This is a genomic window from Nafulsella turpanensis ZLM-10 (genome assembly GCF_000346615.1).
GTDB lineage: Bacteria > Bacteroidota > Bacteroidia > Cytophagales > Cyclobacteriaceae > Nafulsella > Nafulsella turpanensis.
This window is the reverse complement of the sequence record NZ_ANNU01000051.1, coordinates 14,892-31,823: the sequence shown is the minus strand read 5'-3', so window position 1 is coordinate 31,823 and position 16,932 is coordinate 14,892. Positions and strand designations below refer to the sequence as shown.

Annotated in this window: 17 protein-coding genes; 11 read left to right on the top strand and 6 right to left on the bottom strand. The window is 50.2% G+C overall.

Going from position 1 to position 16,932, the window contains the following annotated elements; translation table 11 throughout:
- Window positions 1–70: 70 nt before the first annotated feature.
- From F752_RS0118405 to F752_RS0118395, 3 genes are all read right to left on the bottom strand, one after another.
- Window positions 71–307 carry a DUF3820 family protein gene (locus F752_RS0118405; RefSeq protein ID WP_040664862.1) on the bottom strand — a complete coding sequence of 79 codons (237 nt, stop codon included), beginning with the start codon at window positions 305–307 and terminating at the stop codon, window positions 71–73.
- Between the two features lie 50 nt (window positions 308–357).
- Entirely contained in the window at window positions 358–2,838 is a 2,481-nt protein-coding gene (gene hrpB / locus F752_RS0118400) for an ATP-dependent helicase HrpB (protein ID WP_026135834.1), read from the bottom strand.
- Window positions 2,839–3,013: 175 nt separating this feature from the next.
- The gene (locus F752_RS0118395; protein WP_017733223.1) at window positions 3,014–3,916 is read right to left on the bottom strand and encodes a carbon-nitrogen hydrolase family protein; all 903 of its coding nucleotides are present in this window, start codon (window positions 3,914–3,916) and stop codon (window positions 3,014–3,016) included.
- Between the two features lie 288 nt (window positions 3,917–4,204).
- Here F752_RS0118395 and F752_RS25555 point away from each other — a divergent pair, with 288 nt between their 5' ends.
- From F752_RS25555 to F752_RS0118370, 5 genes are all read left to right on the top strand, one after another.
- The gene (locus tag F752_RS25555) at window positions 4,205–6,667 is read left to right on the top strand and encodes an ATP-binding protein (protein ID WP_017733222.1); all 2,463 of its coding nucleotides are present in this window, start codon (window positions 4,205–4,207) and stop codon (window positions 6,665–6,667) included.
- Between the two features lie 78 nt (window positions 6,668–6,745).
- On the top strand, window positions 6,746–7,213 hold the full coding sequence (locus F752_RS0118385) for a GNAT family N-acetyltransferase (protein WP_017733221.1): 468 nt from the start codon (window positions 6,746–6,748) through the stop codon (window positions 7,211–7,213).
- An 18-nt stretch (window positions 7,214–7,231) separates the two neighbouring features.
- Complete coding sequence (locus tag F752_RS0118380) at window positions 7,232–7,483, top strand: hypothetical protein (RefSeq protein ID WP_017733220.1); 252 nt, start codon at window positions 7,232–7,234, stop codon at window positions 7,481–7,483.
- A gap of 44 nt (window positions 7,484–7,527) precedes the next feature.
- The gene (locus tag F752_RS0118375) at window positions 7,528–7,974 is read left to right on the top strand and encodes a nucleoside deaminase (protein ID WP_017733219.1); all 447 of its coding nucleotides are present in this window, start codon (window positions 7,528–7,530) and stop codon (window positions 7,972–7,974) included.
- Between the two features lie 17 nt (window positions 7,975–7,991).
- Window positions 7,992–8,564, top strand: coding sequence for a GNAT family N-acetyltransferase (locus F752_RS0118370; protein ID WP_017733218.1), 573 nt, complete (start codon window positions 7,992–7,994; stop codon window positions 8,562–8,564).
- Here F752_RS0118370 and F752_RS0118365 read toward each other — a convergent pair.
- From F752_RS0118365 to F752_RS0118355, 3 genes are all read right to left on the bottom strand, one after another.
- Window positions 8,561–9,406 (bottom strand): hypothetical protein, encoded by an 846-nt coding sequence (locus tag F752_RS0118365; protein ID WP_017733217.1) that lies wholly within the window; start codon window positions 9,404–9,406, stop codon window positions 8,561–8,563. The two genes, F752_RS0118370 and F752_RS0118365, sit on opposite strands and share 4 nt — an antisense overlap.
- 281 nt (window positions 9,407–9,687) lie before the next feature.
- Complete coding sequence (locus tag F752_RS0118360) at window positions 9,688–9,927, bottom strand: cytochrome b5 domain-containing protein (protein ID WP_017733216.1); 240 nt, start codon at window positions 9,925–9,927, stop codon at window positions 9,688–9,690.
- On the bottom strand, window positions 9,924–10,634 hold the full coding sequence (locus F752_RS0118355; RefSeq protein WP_017733215.1) for an RDD family protein: 711 nt from the start codon (window positions 10,632–10,634) through the stop codon (window positions 9,924–9,926). Before F752_RS0118355 ends, F752_RS0118360 begins: the two co-directional genes overlap by 4 nt.
- A gap of 38 nt (window positions 10,635–10,672) precedes the next feature.
- Between F752_RS0118355 and F752_RS0118350 the strand changes: the two genes are divergently transcribed.
- The 6 genes from F752_RS0118350 to F752_RS0118325 are packed head-to-tail and all read left to right on the top strand — an operon-like array spanning window position 10,673 to window position 16,887.
- Entirely contained in the window at window positions 10,673–11,656 is a 984-nt protein-coding gene (locus F752_RS0118350; protein ID WP_017733214.1) for a stage II sporulation protein M, read from the top strand.
- The gene (locus tag F752_RS0118345; protein ID WP_017733213.1) at window positions 11,622–12,623 is read left to right on the top strand and encodes a V-type ATP synthase subunit I domain-containing protein; all 1,002 of its coding nucleotides are present in this window, start codon (window positions 11,622–11,624) and stop codon (window positions 12,621–12,623) included. The genes F752_RS0118350 and F752_RS0118345 overlap by 35 nt, the downstream gene beginning before the upstream one ends.
- Window positions 12,601–13,335: a DUF4129 domain-containing protein gene (locus F752_RS25550; RefSeq protein WP_017733212.1), complete on the top strand. Its 735-nt coding sequence runs from the start codon at window positions 12,601–12,603 to the stop codon at window positions 13,333–13,335. Before F752_RS0118345 ends, F752_RS25550 begins: the two co-directional genes overlap by 23 nt.
- The gene (locus tag F752_RS0118335; protein WP_017733211.1) at window positions 13,332–14,564 is read left to right on the top strand and encodes a DUF4350 domain-containing protein; all 1,233 of its coding nucleotides are present in this window, start codon (window positions 13,332–13,334) and stop codon (window positions 14,562–14,564) included. Before F752_RS25550 ends, F752_RS0118335 begins: the two co-directional genes overlap by 4 nt.
- A complete protein-coding gene (locus F752_RS0118330; protein WP_017733210.1) occupies window positions 14,561–15,556 on the top strand; it encodes an AAA family ATPase in 996 nt (331 codons plus the stop codon). Before F752_RS0118335 ends, F752_RS0118330 begins: the two co-directional genes overlap by 4 nt.
- Entirely contained in the window at window positions 15,556–16,887 is a 1,332-nt protein-coding gene (locus F752_RS0118325; RefSeq protein ID WP_017733209.1) for a DUF58 domain-containing protein, read from the top strand. Before F752_RS0118330 ends, F752_RS0118325 begins: the two co-directional genes overlap by 1 nt.
- Window positions 16,888–16,932 lie beyond the last annotated feature (45 nt).

The window sequence follows — 16,932 nt, the reverse complement described above, 5'->3', positions numbered from 1 at the left end:
TGCAGTACATGGAGACCGCCAGGGCTCTCACCCCCCTCTTCCTCAACAGGCACAAACCGCTTAAAGCAGTTTAGCGGCCCGGGTGCATTTTACGGATGGGCGTTAGCAGGTACTCCAGTCCGTTTGCTTTTATTTCGTAGATGAGTCCCAGTTGCTCGCCAAGCTTGCCCTTCGGAAAACCCTTCTGATGGTACCATACCAGGTAAGGCTCCGGCAGGTCAATTATTTTTCTTCCTTTGTACTTTCCGAAGGGCATTACGGCTCTTACCAGTTCGAGCAGAACGTGTTGTTGTGAAGATGGCTGCATGCCCTAAATATAGCCCGGCCGCCTATCCCGAGCAAGCCAAGCCACAAAGTTTACTTTCGACGCTTTACGCCCCTCACCGCTTCGGCTGTAAAGGGATCTTCAGGCCAGAAGTGCTTCGGGTAGCGCCCCCGTAAATCCTTCCGGACTTCTTTATAGGTGCTTTCCCAAAAGCTGCGCATATCCTGCGTTACCTGCACAGGACGGTAGGCGGGCGACAGCAGGTGCACCAGCACAGAGGTTCGTCCTTCATTAACGGCAGGAGTTTCGAGCTGGCCAAACATTTCCTGCAGTCGTACCGCCAATACGGGCGCACTACCATCAGCCTGGTACTGCAAACGGATCTGTGATCCGCTGGGAACGCTAACTTTTTCTGGAGCCAGACGTTCCAGTGCCTGCTGCTGAGGCCAAGGCAGCATAGCTTCCAGCATTGCCTGCAGTTTCAGGCGCGCAAAGTCTTCCCGCTTCCGAACATTCATCAGGTAAGGGGTGAGCCAGTCTTCGAGCATTGCCAGCAAGCCGGTTTCACTTACATCAGGCCACTCCTCTTCCGGCCGCCACTGCCGAAGGCTTAATACCCTTGCCTGCCACTGGCGCACCTCCCCTGTCCAGCTGAAAATATCCAGCCCTTCCGCCCGTACCGCTCCACATAAAATAGCCAGCCGCTGTGCTTCCGGCACCTGTGCCAGCGGGCTGATTTCCACCAGTATATCGCCCAATCGTATTTCGCTGCGAGCCATGAGCTCACCCTTATGGGCATCCCACTCCAGCACTTCCTTTTCCTGCGCCATATCCAATACATCGGCAGGGTTAAGTGGCGCCGCCACAAAAATACGGCCTGCCTGCCCCTGCCGTCCACTGTCGAGGCGCGCCACTGCCAGCCACTCTTGGTGCATCAGCGGATCGTGCTCGGGCAGCAGGGCCAGCCGGCCATTCGAAAGTCTGTAGCGGCCGCTGGCTCCTTCCCGCCTGGCAATTCGTTCAGGATAGGCAACTGCCAGCAGGCGGCCCACATCCGTATCGGCAGGCATTTGAGCATCGGGAGCAGTACGGAGCAGCCTTCGCCAGTGAGCCGCCAGCCGCTCCACGCGCTGCATTAAATTCCTGTCGGCCCGGGCTCCGCCTGAGCCCTTCCGCCGTAGTGCCTCTACCCGCAGGCTTAAATCGCTGCCTGCAGAGGGCGGTAAAATATCCCGTTCTTCCAGCAGGGCTGCCACCTCCGCCGCCAGTGCGGGCAGCTCCCACTCTGCCCCCTTGAGCAGGAGATTGGCGAGACGGGGATGGGTAGGAAAGTGCAGGAGCTCCTTACCTTTAGGTGTTATTCTTCCTTCCTCCATACTCTCCAGCCGCTGCAGCAATTCTTTGGCACCTGCCAGTGCACCAGCAGGAGGAGGAGTAAGCCAGGCCAGTGCCTGCATATCGCTTACGCCCCAGTTGGCGAGTTCGAGAGTGGCGGGCGAAAGATCTGCTTCCAGTATTTCGGGCTGGCGGTGAGGTTGTAGTTTATACTGCATCGGCTCTGCCCACAGGCGGTAGGCCACGCCCGGCCCCAGGCGCCCCGCACGACCCGCACGCTGGTCAGCAGTATCGGCCGACACCTTTACCGTCTCCAGGCGGGTAAGGCCCGATTGCGGATCGAAGCGAGGAATACGGCTATAGCCGCTGTCTACCACCACCCCTATACCTTCTATCGTTAAGCTGGTTTCGGCAATGGAGGTGGCCAGCACTATCTTTCGTTTTCCCTTCGGGTGGGGCAATATTGCCTGCTGCTGTTCCTGCTGGGGCAAATCGCCATACAGGGGGTATACTTCTACTCCTTCCGTCTCTTCCAGCAATTCTGCCGTGCGTCGGATTTCGCCGCTCCCCGGCAGGAAGGCCAGCACATCGCCTTCCTCTTCGCGGAGTGCCAGGCGAACCGCCCGGGCAACCAGCCGGGTAATGGGTTCCCGCTCCTCCTGCGCCAGGTAGCGCAGCTTTACCGGGTATTGCCGGCCTTCGCTGCGGATAACGGGTGCTCCTCCGAGCAGGCGCGACAACTCGTCCCCTTCCAGCGTGGCCGACATAATAAGGAGCCGTAAATCTTCGCGCAGCACAGCCTGTGCTTCCCGGCTGAGGGCCAGTGCCAGATCTGCCTGCAGACTTCGCTCATGAAACTCATCGAAAATGACCAGCCCTACTCCTTCCAGCGCATTATCGTGCTGCAACATGCGGGTGAGGATTCCTTCAGTCAGGACTTCTATACGAGTTTGGGAGCTTGTTTGGTTTTCGAAGCGCACACGGTAGCCGACGGTTGCTCCAACTTTCTCGCCCATCAGCTGAGCCATGCGCTGAGCAACCGAACGGGCGGCGAGACGGCGAGGCTCCAGCATCAGTATTTTCTGTCCTTTCAGCCATGCTTCCTGCAGCAACTGCAGCGGCAGAATGGTACTCTTGCCTGCGCCGGGTGGTGCCTGCAGGATAATGGTATTCCGCTCCTGCAAGGCTTTTTTAAGTGCCGGAATAATATCGAAGATAGGAAGTTGCTGCTCTGCCATAAATGCCCTGTAAAAATAGCCCGCTGCAAAAGTACAGGGATTCCGGCGAATCAGAAACACGTGCCCCTTTTTCCGGGCAATCTTTCAGCGCTTCTGCCCGCACACCAGGTACAGGCGTTCCCCGGAAGAGCGGCTACCATTCAGCATATTAGTATTCCTTCATTTCAGCAGCTAGTTACAGCTGTTTCCTTATTACCTTGACTTCTTCATCAGGAAAATCGGCATAGAAACGCTGCTGGTCTTTAAAGTTGAATACTCTTCCTTCGTTCCGGAGCTTTTCAATTTCAGCTAAATCGGGAGACTGGAAAAGCCAGCCTGGCACCTGTGGCATCATTTTCTCCATAATGCCCCTTTCCGGCATATCTAAAACCGGCGCGCAGTAACAGGCGGCCTGCCCGTAATTTACCGGCACGGCCGTCGACTCAGGAGCGTCGCCCACTGTTTGTGACACTATGGAAAAAGCCTGCGTTTCCAGGGCTCTTGCCCTTGCACCGATATGTACCCTGCTGGAACCACGGATGGTTTCCGTGCAGCTTGGCGCCAGAATAAGTGAGGCCCCTTCAGAGGCCAGAAGCTTAGAGCCGAGGGCAAACTCTACATCATAGCAAATCTGGATACCAAAACTGCCCCATGGAGCTTCGAAGAGGGTTAATACTTTGGGCGCTCTCCCTACTCCCCAGTCTTCGGCCTCAAATCGGGTAGTGAAAAATTTATCCTGATAGCCCACCATTCCTTTCGAAGAAAAAACATACGCCCTGTTCAGTACATTTCCTTCTTCCTGTACCGGGAAACTGGGAGCCACAATGGCGACATTGTACTTTCCGGCCAGCTCTGCAAAGGCCGAGCAGAAATCTCCTCGTAAAGTATCCATGGCCTTTATTTGCTCCCGTACATTCATCAGGCCTGCTTCTTCCGGCAACAAAGGGAGCAGGTCCAGCGAACCATATTCAGGAAACAGCAGGAGTTGCGCTCCTTCCTTTGCAGCGCCTGCGATCCATTCTTCGAGGTGCTGGTGCCACTCATCAAAAGTTTTATGTTCGACAATAGGATATTGCGCTGATGCTATTTTTACTTTCATCTGTGTTAATCAAATTTAATTTTATTCCGGAGCAGAAGAGAAAGACGATCCGGGAGGAAAGGGACAGCCATTGCTGCTGTAGCTGCTGGCTGGTTAATGTTCCATAACGGAATTAAAACATGACTGGTTACAGGCATAGCAGATTACCAATCGGACTCCTTCGGGTATAGCGAGAATAACCCGCTGAATTGCGTAGGGTGCTTTCATTTTTTCTAATAGCAGCCAGAGTGTCTGATAACTTTCTAAAACATCCTTAGCCCTTAATTTACGTTAGTTAAGAAGGAGAGAATGAATACCCAACCAGTGAAAGAAGACAAAGAAAAGGAAGTACAGGAGCTGCTGAAATTCAGAGAAATCGTGGAGTCTGCTGAAGACATGATCTACGAGCTGGATGAAGACGGGAAGTTTATATATGCCAATAAAGCCGTGGAAAGCTTTTCCTGCCTTACGAGAACCGAGCTCCGGCAGGTATACTGGTGGGAATTAATAAGGGAAGATGCCCGCCAGAATCTTATCCATTACTATAAAAACCAGTTAAAGAACCGCATCAGCGATACCTATACAGAGTTTCCGATGGTTAACCGGAAGGGAAAAGAAATTTGGATTGGCCAGAACGTTCGAATGGTATTTGAAGATAAATGGGTTACCAGGGTTCGGGCCATTGCCCGCGATATTACCGGCCGGCGAGAAGCGGAAGCAAAACTGGCAGAATCGCAGGAAATATTCCGGAAGGCTCAGGCAACGGCCAAAATCGGGAGCTGGGAATATGATATTGTCACAGATAAGGTTGTTTGGTCGGAAGAAATTTTCAGTATTTATGATCTGCCACAGGGAGAGGCTCCCAGCCGGCAGCAAAGCGGAAGCTACTTTCCGGAAAAGTCGTTAACCCAAATTCAGCAGTCGTTCGATGACTGTATTGAAAAACAGATTCCTTTTGACCTGAAGCTACCTTTTGTCAGCGCTGCCGGCAAAAATAAATGGGTTCGCGTTGTGGGTGCCCCTACTGTGCGTAATGAGGAGGTGGTTAAAATAGCAGGTGTTTTTCAGGATGTTACGGCCGACAGGGAAAATGAACTTCAACTGGAACACTACCAGAATAGTCTTAAGCTTCTCAACAGCATTGCTTCTGACAGAAACATTTCGGCAGATGAACAAATAGAAAATGCCCTTGCTGTGGTAACGGAATTTCTGCAGCTTCCCTTTGGTATCTTCAGCAAAATTGAAGGGAACATTTACCATGTAGAGCATTTCGTTACCCGCGATGGTGATAGCAGCATAAGGAAAGGTCAGCAGCTCTCCCTGCCGGACATGTATTGCGACATTACCTACAGGTTTAACGATGTGGTGGCCTTCAATAACGCAGGCAATTCAGAGTATGTTACCCATCCCAGCTACCTCAACTATAAGCTCGAAACCTACATCGGAATTCCTGTGTGGGTGAATAATGAACGCTACGGCACGGTCAGCTTTTCCTCCCCCGAAATAAGAAAGCAGGGTTTCTCCAAAAATGATATTGAATTTATCCGGATGCTTTCGCGCTGGATTGGCTATACCATTGAACGGCAGGAAGCACAGGAGACGCTGCTGCAGGAAAAGGAAAAAGCAGAGGCAGCCTCCCAGGCAAAAGGCGAGTTTTTGTCGGTCATGAGCCACGAAATTCGTACTCCACTCAATGCGGTTATTGGCATGTCGCACCTGCTTATGCAAACGAAACCGCAGCCTCACCAGCTTACCTACCTTAAAACACTTCGTTTCTCGGCCGAAAACCTGCTGGTACTGGTAAATGATATACTCGACTACAGCAAAATAGAAGCCGGAAAAATTGAATTCGAAGAAACCGACTTCCTGCTCCGCGACTTGATTGTGGGAATTAAGGAATCTTTAAGCGTAAAAGCAGAGGAAAAAGGTATACGCCTGAAACTACTGTGGGACGACGATCTGCCCGAGGTTGTTTGTGGCGATTTTGCCCGACTCGCACAAATACTCAATAACCTGATTGGCAATGCCCTTAAGTTTACGGAAAAAGGCCATGTTAAAATCATAGTCAACCTTCTTGAAGAAGAAGAACACCAATACCAGGTGGAGTTTATGGTCGAGGATACAGGCATTGGCATCTCTCCTGAAAAGCAGTTGCTCATTTTCGACAAATTTTCGCAGGCCGAAAGTAATACCACCCGCCGTTTTGGAGGCACCGGCCTTGGCCTTTCCATTACCAAACGCCTGCTGGAGATGATGGGCAGCCAGATTATGCTGAAAAGTGAAGCAGGGGTGGGCTCAAAGTTTTACTTTACCCTTCGCCTGAAGCGTAGTAATAAAACCGCTGCTGAACTCAATAACCTGCTCCCTGCCACATTTTTTAGCGAAAGCCTAAAAGGTGCCAGACTATTGTTGGTAGAAGATAACCAGGTGAATCAGTTTATTGCACTGGAATTTTTAAAAAACTGGGGCATGGAGGTAGAGGTCGCCAACAATGGAGTGGAGGCTGTTGAGCTGGCAAAAGCCAGGATATATGATCTCATTCTGATGGACCTGCAAATGCCGGAGATGGACGGTTACGAAGCCTCCAGAACCATTAAAGCACTGGAGAGCCCCTCCGGAAAAGCTCCTATTATTGCCCTTACAGCCTCTGCCCAGCTCGACTCTAAAGACAAGGTATATAAAAGTGGCATGGTCGATTTTGTGGCAAAGCCATTTAACCCCAATGAGCTCCGCGCCAAACTTCATAAGCACCTTGGCGCTGCTGAAAAATAAAATGAAAAATCAGCTAATCTCACCTTCAACCTTCCGCATAAATTGCTTAATTTCATATTCGTCAAGGCCTAAAAATTAATGGACTATCTCTACCGCGAAGCCACTTATGCCGACTTTCCTTCCATGATGAAGGTAAGGATGGCTGTGCGCGAAAATATGCTCAGCCAGCCCGGGAAGGTACAGGAGAAGGACTACCTGGAAATACTCTCAAGTGGCGGAAAAGGATGGGTCTGCGAAACAGGACAGGAAATGCTGGGCTTTGCCATTGCTGATATTGACCGGAAAAACATCTGGGCGCTTTTTATTTTGCCTGACTTTGAACAGAAAGGCATTGGCCGGCACTTACACATGTTAATGCTCAACTGGTGCTTTCAGCAGCCAGGAGTAGAAAATCTCTGGCTCAGCACGGATCCCGGAACAAGAGCAGAGCAATTTTACCAGAAGGCTGGTTGGGAAAAGAAGGAGCTACTGGAAAACGGAGAGCAGCTTTTCGAAATATCAAAAAATAGCTGGGTGGCACAGTGGTCGCTTAACAGCTCCATTTAAAGAAGAAAAATTATAAGCATGAAAAATCAGCAGAATAACCCTATGCTCAATCCTTCTAAAAAGCACTTAATTATTAGCACGCTTACCTGGTTGTGCGGAGTAACACTGCTGGTTTTAGCCATGACTGATTTTTTTCGGGACCCACCCTTTAAAGGGGACCACTTAATGCTTTACCTGCTAATAGCTGGCGCTACAGTTGCAGTATCCCTGCAATACATCTCCTTTTTCCGCAACAGGGATTCCACATCTGATTCGGAATCAAAGAAATAATCGATTACTTTCTACCATTTACTTTTTAATAAAAAAATTACTCCATGGAAAATACAGACGAATTTTTAAAAGCGGCCATCGAAGAAGCAAAGAAAGGATATGCAGCAGGAGGTATACCCATTGGATCGGTGCTGGTGCATAAAGGAGAAATTATTGGCCGGGGCCACAATAAGCGGGTGCAGGAAGGCAGTGTGGTTCTCCACGGCGAAATGGATGCTCTTGAAAATGCCGGCCGCCAGCCGGCTTCGGTATACAAGGAATGTACCCTCTATACCACCCTTTCGCCCTGCCCTATGTGCTCCGGCACTATTTTGCTGTACGGAATTCCCCGGGTAGTAATAGGCGAAAATAAAACCTTTATGGGCGAAGAAGAACTACTGAAGAGCCGGGGTGTAGCAGTAAGTGTCGCCAATAATGAGGAATGCTACCAGCTCATGCAGCAGTTCATTAAGGAAAAACCTGAGCTGTGGAATGAAGATATTGGGGTGTAATAAACTTTAACGGGAACATGCCAACCGAAGCTAAAACGGAGCCTATCCGCATCGGAACGGAAAGGCTTTTATTATCACCTCTGCAAATAGCCGACAGTCAGGCCCTGCTCGCTTACCGCTCAAACCCTGCTGTTGGTGGTTTTCTTACCTGGAAACCTAAAAATTTAGAAGAGGTAGAGGAATACATTCGAACAGCTAACTCCATTACCCCAAACACCCCGGAAACGTGGTATCAGCTGGGAATCAGGCTTAAAGATTCGGGTTTATTAATTGGCGATATGGGTGTTCACTTCTTTGGGCCTCAAAATCAGCAGACAGAGCTGGGCTATGCCATCGCGCTGGAACATCAAAGAAAGGGCTATGCTTCAGAAGCCATAAAGGCAGTAATAGACTTTCTGTTTGGCATTTACCGGAAGCACCGTATCACTGCTTCGGCAGACCCCGGAAACAAAGCCTCAATCCAGCTACTCCAAAAGCTGGGAATGCGGCAGGAAGCTCACCATATCAAAAGCTTCTGGATAGATGGTGAGTGGACAGATGATATTGTTTTTGCTATCCTTCGGGAAGAATGGGCGCAGAAAAACGCCTAATCTTTATCTCCATGAAATAAAGTTAAGCCAGCAATAGGGCTTTCGAGGATACGCCCCACCCGTAGCCCCTGGTCGGCAGCCGCCTGACGAAGGATGTTGCCATAGTAGAAAGCGATAGAGCCTACAAAATGCACCGGCAGTTCCTGATGTCCTTCATACTTGAGTACATTCGTGCGGATAAAGGCAGTAAAGCTGTTGTACACCAAGGTGTAACAGTACGGGTCCTTCAGGTTATGAAAGAGAAAACGGGAAAAGGTGGCCAGGTAAGGCTTGGGAAATGCCTGGCGGTAAATACGGTCCAGCACCTCCTCCACTGTTACTGAGAAGCGCTTCTGGAAGCGCGCCTGCAAATGCTCCGGCATATCGCCCCGCAGAAAATCCGACACTACTTTTTTACCCAGGTCACACCCGCTTCCTTCATCGCCTAAAATATACCCAAGGGCGGGCACCTGCTCAGCAATTTCTTTTCCATCGTACCGACAGGAGCTCGAACCGGTACCAAGTATACAGGCAACCCCCGGCTCATCGAGGCACAGAGCACGGGCAGCCGCCAGCAGGTCATGCTCTATCACCAGCTCAGTATCAGGAAACAGCACCTTAAAGGCCTCCCTAACAATATTTTTCGATTTTTCGGAACTACAGCCAGCGCCATAGAAAAACAGCTGTTCTACCGGGCCTTCCGGTATCTGCCCCGGCAGCTCTTTTTGCAAATGGGCAGTCATTTCCGCAGCCGTCTGGTGGTGCGGATTACATCCACTGGTACGAGCCTGAGAAATAGTGCCATCTGGCTGGAGAATCCGCCATTCTGTTTTTGTAGATCCGCTGTCTGCTATAATTATCATTAGTTGTTCGTTTTTAGTGGCTGATGGTTAGTTCTGCATGTCTATTCCCTGCCCAGGTACCTGCTCTTTAATGGAAACTGTAATGGCGAACAGAGTGCCGCCATCGCCTGCTTATTTGCAGAGTTCCCCTTTGATGCTCCCTCTCTCATAGATAAAGATTGCTTCACTCCGCCGGGCTGCGTTCGCAATGACAGCCTTTTAAGGACCTCTCCCTCTCTTGGATCCTGGCTCTAAAATTCTACATCCATCGTCACTCTACTCATTTCCAAATTTCCACATTCTCAAATTAGTTTTCCTACCACCTCAAACTTATCAAAAACTTTTTCGGTATGGGGGGCATCTTTTAATTCGTCTGTTAAATCCTGCCCGGCCCAATGTTCATAATGTTTGCCGTTACGCCAGAGGCGGGAGGCGCCTACATCGTATATCTGGCCGAGGTAGGCTACCCATATTTCCGGACGATCCTGTCCGTTTCGAAGGGCCAGCTGAGCGCGGGTATACACCTTTAGCTCTTCACTCATGCCTGTGTGCTCAGGTGTTGGTAGTCCTTCAGAAGAACGTTCAGGAATTTTACCGGAGGCATGTTCGTCTCCACTCCCAGCAATTCTTTTGCCTTATCGCTCATAAGCTGCACAGGCTGACCATTGGCCGTACGACGATACAGCTGCAACGTTTCACGTATCAGGGCAATATCTTCATCGGTCAGGCGATTTACCTGCGGAAATGTTACCACATGGTCTTCATCCTGCACAGGAGCATATACCGGCTGCATTCGGGTAAAAGTATCTTTCCGGTATTTTACCACGGTGGTGCCGGCAGCGATATCGCCCAGGCGCTGGCCTTTCCCTCCAATCAGGATACAAAGAATCGCCACGGAACCATAGAGCAGAAAGTCTACCGGGCGTAAAATCCAGCGCAACAAATAGCTTCCAAGCCCGGGTGAGGTGCCATCGAGCCGCACCACTTTAATATGCAGCTGCTTTTTGGCCAGGCTTTGTCCGTTAAAGAAAACCTCACAAATCAGGTGGTACAGAAACACCGGGAGCACCAGCACCACATTTACATAAATGGGCAGGGTCTGGATTTCTATATTGATGTACACCAGCACCAGCAGGTAGGCCCCCAGCAAAAGAGCATCGAGCAGGTAAGCGCCTATCCGCTCCCCCAAACCTGCGACCTCATAATCTATCAGTACATTTTGTGTGGTTTGAATACCAACTTTTTGCATGATTAGTTATATTTGACCTCGGAGTAAATTGCAAAGGTATGCGCGAGGCCTTGTTCGTCAAAAATAATTATAATAAATGGAAAGAGTTTGAGGAACTGCTGAATAAAAAACAGCGCGTACAGCCCGACAGACTGGCATCTCTCTTCATTACCCTTACCGACGACCTGGCTTATGCCCGGACGCATTACCCGCGCAGCCAGAATACCCGCTACCTCAATGGACTGGCAGCAAGCGTGCACCAGGAAATTTACCGCAACAAGAAAGAAAAGTCCGGCCGCTTTGTAAGCTTCTGGCTATACGAGCTTCCGCTGATTTGTTACGAGGCCCGCTGGCAGCTGTTCTATGCCTTCCTCATTTTTGCCGCCGCCATAGGACTGGGCGCCCTGAGTGCCGCCAATGACAACACCTTCAGCCGCCTGATTATGGGCGATGCCTATATTAACATGACGCTTGAGAATATAGCCAGTGGCGACCCTATGGGGGTATACAAGAGCATGGGCAGGCTGGAGATGTTCATCCTCATTACACTCAACAACATTAAAGTATCACTCTCCACTTTTGCCTTCGGCCTGCTATTTTCCGTAGGCACGGGCTATTTTCTCTTCCAGAATGGGGTAATGCTCGGTGCTTTCCAGTACTTCTTTTACCAGAAAGGACTTTTCCTCACCTCCTTCCTGACTATTTGGATACATGGCACCCTCGAAATCAGCGCCATTATTATTGCCGGAGGGGCGGGACTGGTCATGGGCAACAGCATTCTCTTTCCAGGCACTTTTCCGCGACTGGAGTCATTTAAGCGGGGGGCAAAAAAGGGATTGAAGATTGTTATCGGGCTGATTCCGCTCTTTATTACCGCCGGTTTTCTGGAAGCATTTGTTACCCGGCTTACCGACTGGCACTGGACTGCCAAAGCATTTATTATTCTTACATCGGCCGCTTTTATTGTCTACTACTTTGTAATTTACCCTGCACAATTATATAAAAAACATGCAACAGGCAACCCTCCACCACCGGCCAATTAACTTCAAAAAGGAAAGAAGTTTCAGCCAGAAATTAAATGCCACTTTTGAATTTCTGAGCCAGAACTTCAGGCCCATTACCAAAAATATCCTGCTGATTGCAGGACCCTTTGCCTTACTTACCGGCATCTTCTACGGGATGTACCAGGGCGAGACTTTTGGCGCTGTGCTGGCAGGGCGCAATGATCCTTTCGGTGCCGAAGGTCCCAACACCGCTTTATTAGTGACTGGAGTCATTGGCATGATGGTTTGCTCCATTATTGCCCTTACCCTTATTGTGGCTGTTACCATGCGGCACCTCCGGCAGTATATCGCTGAAGGTCATGCCCGCATTTCAACGGGAGCAGTATGGGCGGGTATAGGCAGAGAGTTCTTTCAGGTATTAGGCACCTCCATCGCCTTGCTTATTGGCGTGCTTTTCGCTACAGGTATTATTGCACTCCCGGTCATTCTCCTATCTGCAGCCGAGCCTACCCCTGTTTTAATTGGGTTGATGATGTTGCTGATGTTTATAGCTATTTTGATAATATACCCCGCTCTTACCCTGCTCTACCCCATTCGCAGCATGGAAGGTGTGGGTATTTTTACCGCCTTTAGCCGCTTATTTAAGCTCATTTCAGGCAAGTGGCTCAGCACTGCAGGCCTGGTTATTATTGTTGGCTTTATTCAGTCCATTATGGGCATTATCTTTGCCGTTCCGATGTATATTATGATGTTTATGCAGGTGATGCATGTTGCCGATGGAGAAGCTACGGCCGAAGCACCTGGCATGCTCTATAATATCCTGTTTTCGTTGGCTTCCGGTGTGAGTATGCTAGGCTCCTTTGCGCTTTACAGCATCCTTTTTATCGCCATTACTTTCCAGTACTACAGCCTTCGTGAGCGAAAAGAAGCGAGTGGATTACTGGAAAGAATGGAAAGCTTTGGTGTGCAGAAGAATGATTTACATGACGAAGACGAGCATTATTAAGCTTTTATATCCTTTTTTCCTCTTTCTTCTGCTTAGCCTACCGCAGCTCTCAAAAGGCATGGAGATGCAGACCGATAGTACGGCTGCACCCCAAATCCGCCATATTGAGCAGGAAACCCTACAGGAACTGTATGCCGATGAGGAAATGGACTATCAGCTGGCCAACCCGGACAATAACTGGTGGTTACAGTTCCGCAACTGGCTTCTCCTGCAATTGCTCAGGCTCTTTGGTACACCTAAGGCCGCCGGCTTTATCGAAGTAGTACTGTACACTATCTGCTTTGGCGCCATCGTATATACGGTGCTGCGGCTCATGAACGTAGACTTGAGCGGCCTCTGGAGTGCCAAAAACAGGCAGGCAGTGCTGCAAAATGAAGACCATGCCCCACATGAAAATATCCATGCCATTGACTTCCAGACGGCCCTGGCCGATGCCCTTCAAAACCAGGAGTGGAATAAGGCCATTCGACTGCTTTATCTTTCCGCCCTTAAAGAGCTTACCGATCGCGAGCATATTCAATGGAAGCCCGGCAAAACTAACTACCAGTACCAGCAGGAGCTTAAGCTTCCGCAGCTGCAATCGCCCTTCCGCCAACTAGGGTATTTCTTTGAATGGGCGTGGTACGGCAATTTCCAGATGCAGGAACAGTCCTTCCGGGAGGCAGAACAGCATTACCAGTCTTTAACGCAAAGCCTCCGTCAGCGCACATGAACAGGAAGAAACTCACCCCCTACCTGCTTATAGGGCTTGCACTTCTGCTGATGGTGCTGGCTGAACTGCTTATTCCCAAGCCTCTGAACTGGACCATTACCCTTTCCGCGGACGATAAAAATCCCTATGGGGCCTATGCCCTTTATCAGGTGCTGCCAGAGCTTTTCCCGCCACAGGGCATTACCCATAACCACCTCACTATATACGAGATGGATACGGCCCCTGCACAAAGGAACTACCTGATACTCGCGGAGCATTTTGCCCCCGATAAAGCAGATGCAGATGTGCTGCTGGAAAAGGCAGCCGAAGGAGCCCACGTTTTTATAGCTGCTCTCCACTTCCGCGGTTCTTTTGCAGATACCCTGCAGTTGCAAACCCGGCATAACCTTTTTGAAAGCATTAGTCAGGAAACTTATTTTGATGGGACAGCAGATTCTACTTTTATCCGGTTTACCCATCCGCAGCTACCGCAGGAGCGTTTTGCCTATACCCTGGCGGCCCTGCCGGCGTCCTTCGACTCTCTAGCAGCCGAAAGTGAAGTACTTGCACAGAACCAGGCGCAACAAGCTGTTTTCATTCGCAGGCCCTGGGGTAAAGGACAGCTATATCTTTCCACCACTCCCCTGGCATTCTCCAACTATTATCTGCTCGAAGGAAATAACCATCGTTTTGCCGAAACGGCTCTTTCGTACCTGCCACCTGCCCCGCTGTACTGGACGGAGTTCTACCAGAGTGGCCGACTGGAGTCCTCCTCGCCTCTGCGCTTCGTGCTAAGCAGGGATGAACTACGCTGGGCCTACTATTTTGGCATGATAGTACTGCTCCTTTTCGTGCTCTTCGGCCTAAAGCGAAAACAACGGCCTATTCCGCTAATGGACGCACCACAAAACACCAGTCTAGAATTTGCAGGCACTATTGGTCAGCTTTATTTTCAGCAGGGCGACCACCGCAACCTGGCACTTAAAAAGATTACCTACCTGAATGAATACATCCGAAGCCATTACCGCCTGCAGGCAAACTGGCACGACCCTTCTTTTGTGCAGCAACTGGCGCTGAAAAGCAGTAATAAGGAAGAAAAAGTCTTCCAGCTGGCAACACAAATTCATCAGGTAGAAAACCATTCGCAAATCTCTGCCGATGATTTACTTCAACTGAACAAAATCATCCTGATGTTTTACTATTCGGATGAGCACAATTTTAACCCAACGCAAGAATCACACTCGATATGAATACAGAAGAAAACCTTAGCAGCCCCTTTCAAACCAGTCGGCTGCAGCTGGAAGAACTGCGGGAAAGTGCTGAACGTATCCGCTCAGAAATAGGAAAGGTTATAATTGGCCAGCAGGAAATGGTGGAGCTGATGCTCATTGCGCTGCTGGCCGAAGGGCATGTATTGCTGGAAGGCGTGCCGGGGGTAGCCAAAACCCTTACCGCCAAATTGCTGGCAGGCAGCATTTCCACCGGTTTTTCACGCATCCAGTTTACGCCCGACCTCATGCCTTCGGATATCCTGGGCACCTCGGTATTCAATATGCAAACAACCACTTTTGACTATAAAAAAGGCCCTATCTTCAGCAATTTGGTGCTGATAGATGAAATAAACCGCGCCCCGGCCAAAACGCAGGCTGCCCTCTTCGAGGTAATGGAAGAGCGGCAGATAACCATGGATGGCAATACTTTTAAAATGGAGGAGCCCTTTATGGTGATGGCCACCCAAAACCCTATTGAGCAGGAAGGCACATACCGCCTGCCGGAAGCACAGCTTGACCGTTTTCTGTTTAAAATAGTAGTGCCTTATCCCGGACTGGAGGAAGAGGTAGCCATTCTTGAAGGGCACCAGCAGCGGAAAAATGTGGTTGCCAGCAAGGCCATTGAAGCAGTGCTGTCGCCCGATCAAATACAGCATTGCCGCCAGCTGGTAAAAGAAGTGCATGCCAGCCCTGAACTACTTCGCTATATTGCACAAATCGTCAACAGTACCCGGAACCATCCCGACCTGTACCTTGGCGCTTCGCCGCGTGCTTCCATTGCTCTTTTAACGGGTGCTAAAGCCGCGGCAGCTTTACAGGGAAGAGATTTTATTACGCCTGAAGATGTAAAGCGTCTTACCGCTCCCGTCCTCTCACACCGCGTACAGTTAACTCCTGAGCGCGAAATGGAAGGTGCCGCCATGGCCGATGTTATCCATCAGCTGGTCGAAAACATAGAAGTACCCCGCTAGTGCAGCTTATTCGCTCCCTATATATCCAGCGGCGCTTTTACTACTTTGCGCTGTTCCTTACCGGCCTGGCCCTTGCCGGCTTTAGCCTGCGCCTGCTCTTTGTGCTGGCCCAGGCGGGCTTTTGGGTGCTGCTCCTGTTCCTGCTCCTCGACTTGTTTTTGCTGTATCGCACCCGCCGTGGCATTAGCGCCCGCCGCATTTTGGCCGACCGTCTGTCGAATGGCGATGAAAACCCGGTGTTGCTCGAAATAGGCAATCATTACCCGCACCCTATTCAGCTGGAGGTAATCGATGAGGTACCGCCCCAGTTTCAGCTTCGCGACCTTTGTTTCCATTTCAGGCTCACCAGTGGAGAGCAAAAAAGCCACACCTACTTTTTGCGTCCCGTAAAAAGAGGTGCTTATCATTTCGGGAACATCAATTTGTTTGCGCAAAGCATTTTAGGTTTCTTCAGCCGGCGGTATACCATACAGGCCGAACAGGAGGTGCCGGTGTACCCCAGCTACCTGCAAATGCGGAAGTATGAGCTTCTGGCTATTTCTAATAAGCTGCAGGATTTGGGCATAAAGAAAATCCGCCGCCTGGGCCACAATCAGGAGTTTGAGCAGATAAAAGAATATGTACGAGGCGACGATTACCGCACGCTCAACTGGAAAGCCACGGCGCGCCGTGGCGCGCTCATGGTAAACAAGTACCAGGATGAACGCTCACAGCAGGTATATTCACTCATAGACAAGGGCCGCCTCATGCACATGCCCTTCCATGGCTTAAGTCTGCTCGACTACGCCATTAACGCCAGTCTGGTACTCTCGAACATTGCTATTCGGAAGGAAGATAAGGCGGGACTCATGGCCTTTCAGCATAAAGTGCAGGCGGTGGTACCTGCCAGCAAACACCCCCGGCAGATGCGCCTGATACAGGAAGCCCTGTACAAGCAAAAAACGGCCTGGCGCGAATCCGACTTTGGGCGGCTCTATCTTAGCCTGCGCCAGACACTCAACCAGCGAAGCCTGCTGCTGCTTTTCACGAACTTCGAGTCTTTACAGAGCATGCAGCGGCAACTGCCTTACCTCCGCCAGATGGCGAAACAGCACCTGCTGGTGGTTATTCTCTTTGAGAATACTGAAATTCAGACAGCCCTCCGGAAAGAAGCAAATTCGCTGGAGGAGGTATATACCCAAACTGTTATGGAAAAGCTGGCTTTTGAAAAAAAGCTGATTGTAAAGGAGTTGCATCGTTACGGTATTCAGGCGCTCCTGACGGCCCCGGAAGATCTTACCCTCAACACCATTAATAAATACCTGGAGCTAAAAGCCCGTGGTATGATTTAAATGTTCAGCTTAAGGACTGCATATTCCGTATAAAATCTCTCTCAC

Excerpts from the sequence above, each read along its gene's own strand:
- F752_RS0118350 (WP_017733214.1), top strand. The coding sequence starts at position 10,673 with ATGCGCGAGGCCTTGTTCGTCAAAAATAATTATAATAAATGGAAAGAG.
- F752_RS0118345 (WP_017733213.1), top strand. The coding sequence starts at position 11,622 with ATGCAACAGGCAACCCTCCACCACCGGCCAATTAACTTCAAAAAGGAA.
- F752_RS0118330 (WP_017733210.1), top strand. The coding sequence starts at position 14,561 with ATGAATACAGAAGAAAACCTTAGCAGCCCCTTTCAAACCAGTCGGCTG.
- F752_RS0118385 (WP_017733221.1), top strand. The coding sequence starts at position 6,746 with ATGGACTATCTCTACCGCGAAGCCACTTATGCCGACTTTCCTTCCATG.
- F752_RS0118395 (WP_017733223.1), bottom strand. The coding sequence starts at position 3,916 with ATGAAAGTAAAAATAGCATCAGCGCAATATCCTATTGTCGAACATAAA.
- F752_RS0118370 (WP_017733218.1), top strand. The coding sequence starts at position 7,992 with ATGCCAACCGAAGCTAAAACGGAGCCTATCCGCATCGGAACGGAAAGG.
- F752_RS0118355 (WP_017733215.1), bottom strand. The coding sequence starts at position 10,634 with ATGCAAAAAGTTGGTATTCAAACCACACAAAATGTACTGATAGATTAT.
- F752_RS25555 (WP_017733222.1), top strand. The coding sequence starts at position 4,205 with ATGAATACCCAACCAGTGAAAGAAGACAAAGAAAAGGAAGTACAGGAG.
- F752_RS0118380 (WP_017733220.1), top strand. The coding sequence starts at position 7,232 with ATGAAAAATCAGCAGAATAACCCTATGCTCAATCCTTCTAAAAAGCAC.
- F752_RS25550 (WP_017733212.1), top strand. The coding sequence starts at position 12,601 with ATGACGAAGACGAGCATTATTAAGCTTTTATATCCTTTTTTCCTCTTT.
- F752_RS0118405 (WP_040664862.1), bottom strand. The coding sequence starts at position 307 with ATGCAGCCATCTTCACAACAACACGTTCTGCTCGAACTGGTAAGAGCC.
- F752_RS0118365 (WP_017733217.1), bottom strand. The coding sequence starts at position 9,406 with ATGATAATTATAGCAGACAGCGGATCTACAAAAACAGAATGGCGGATT.
- hrpB (WP_026135834.1), bottom strand. The coding sequence starts at position 2,838 with ATGGCAGAGCAGCAACTTCCTATCTTCGATATTATTCCGGCACTTAAA.
- F752_RS0118375 (WP_017733219.1), top strand. The coding sequence starts at position 7,528 with ATGGAAAATACAGACGAATTTTTAAAAGCGGCCATCGAAGAAGCAAAG.
- F752_RS0118335 (WP_017733211.1), top strand. The coding sequence starts at position 13,332 with ATGAACAGGAAGAAACTCACCCCCTACCTGCTTATAGGGCTTGCACTT.
- F752_RS0118360 (WP_017733216.1), bottom strand. The coding sequence starts at position 9,927 with ATGAGTGAAGAGCTAAAGGTGTATACCCGCGCTCAGCTGGCCCTTCGA.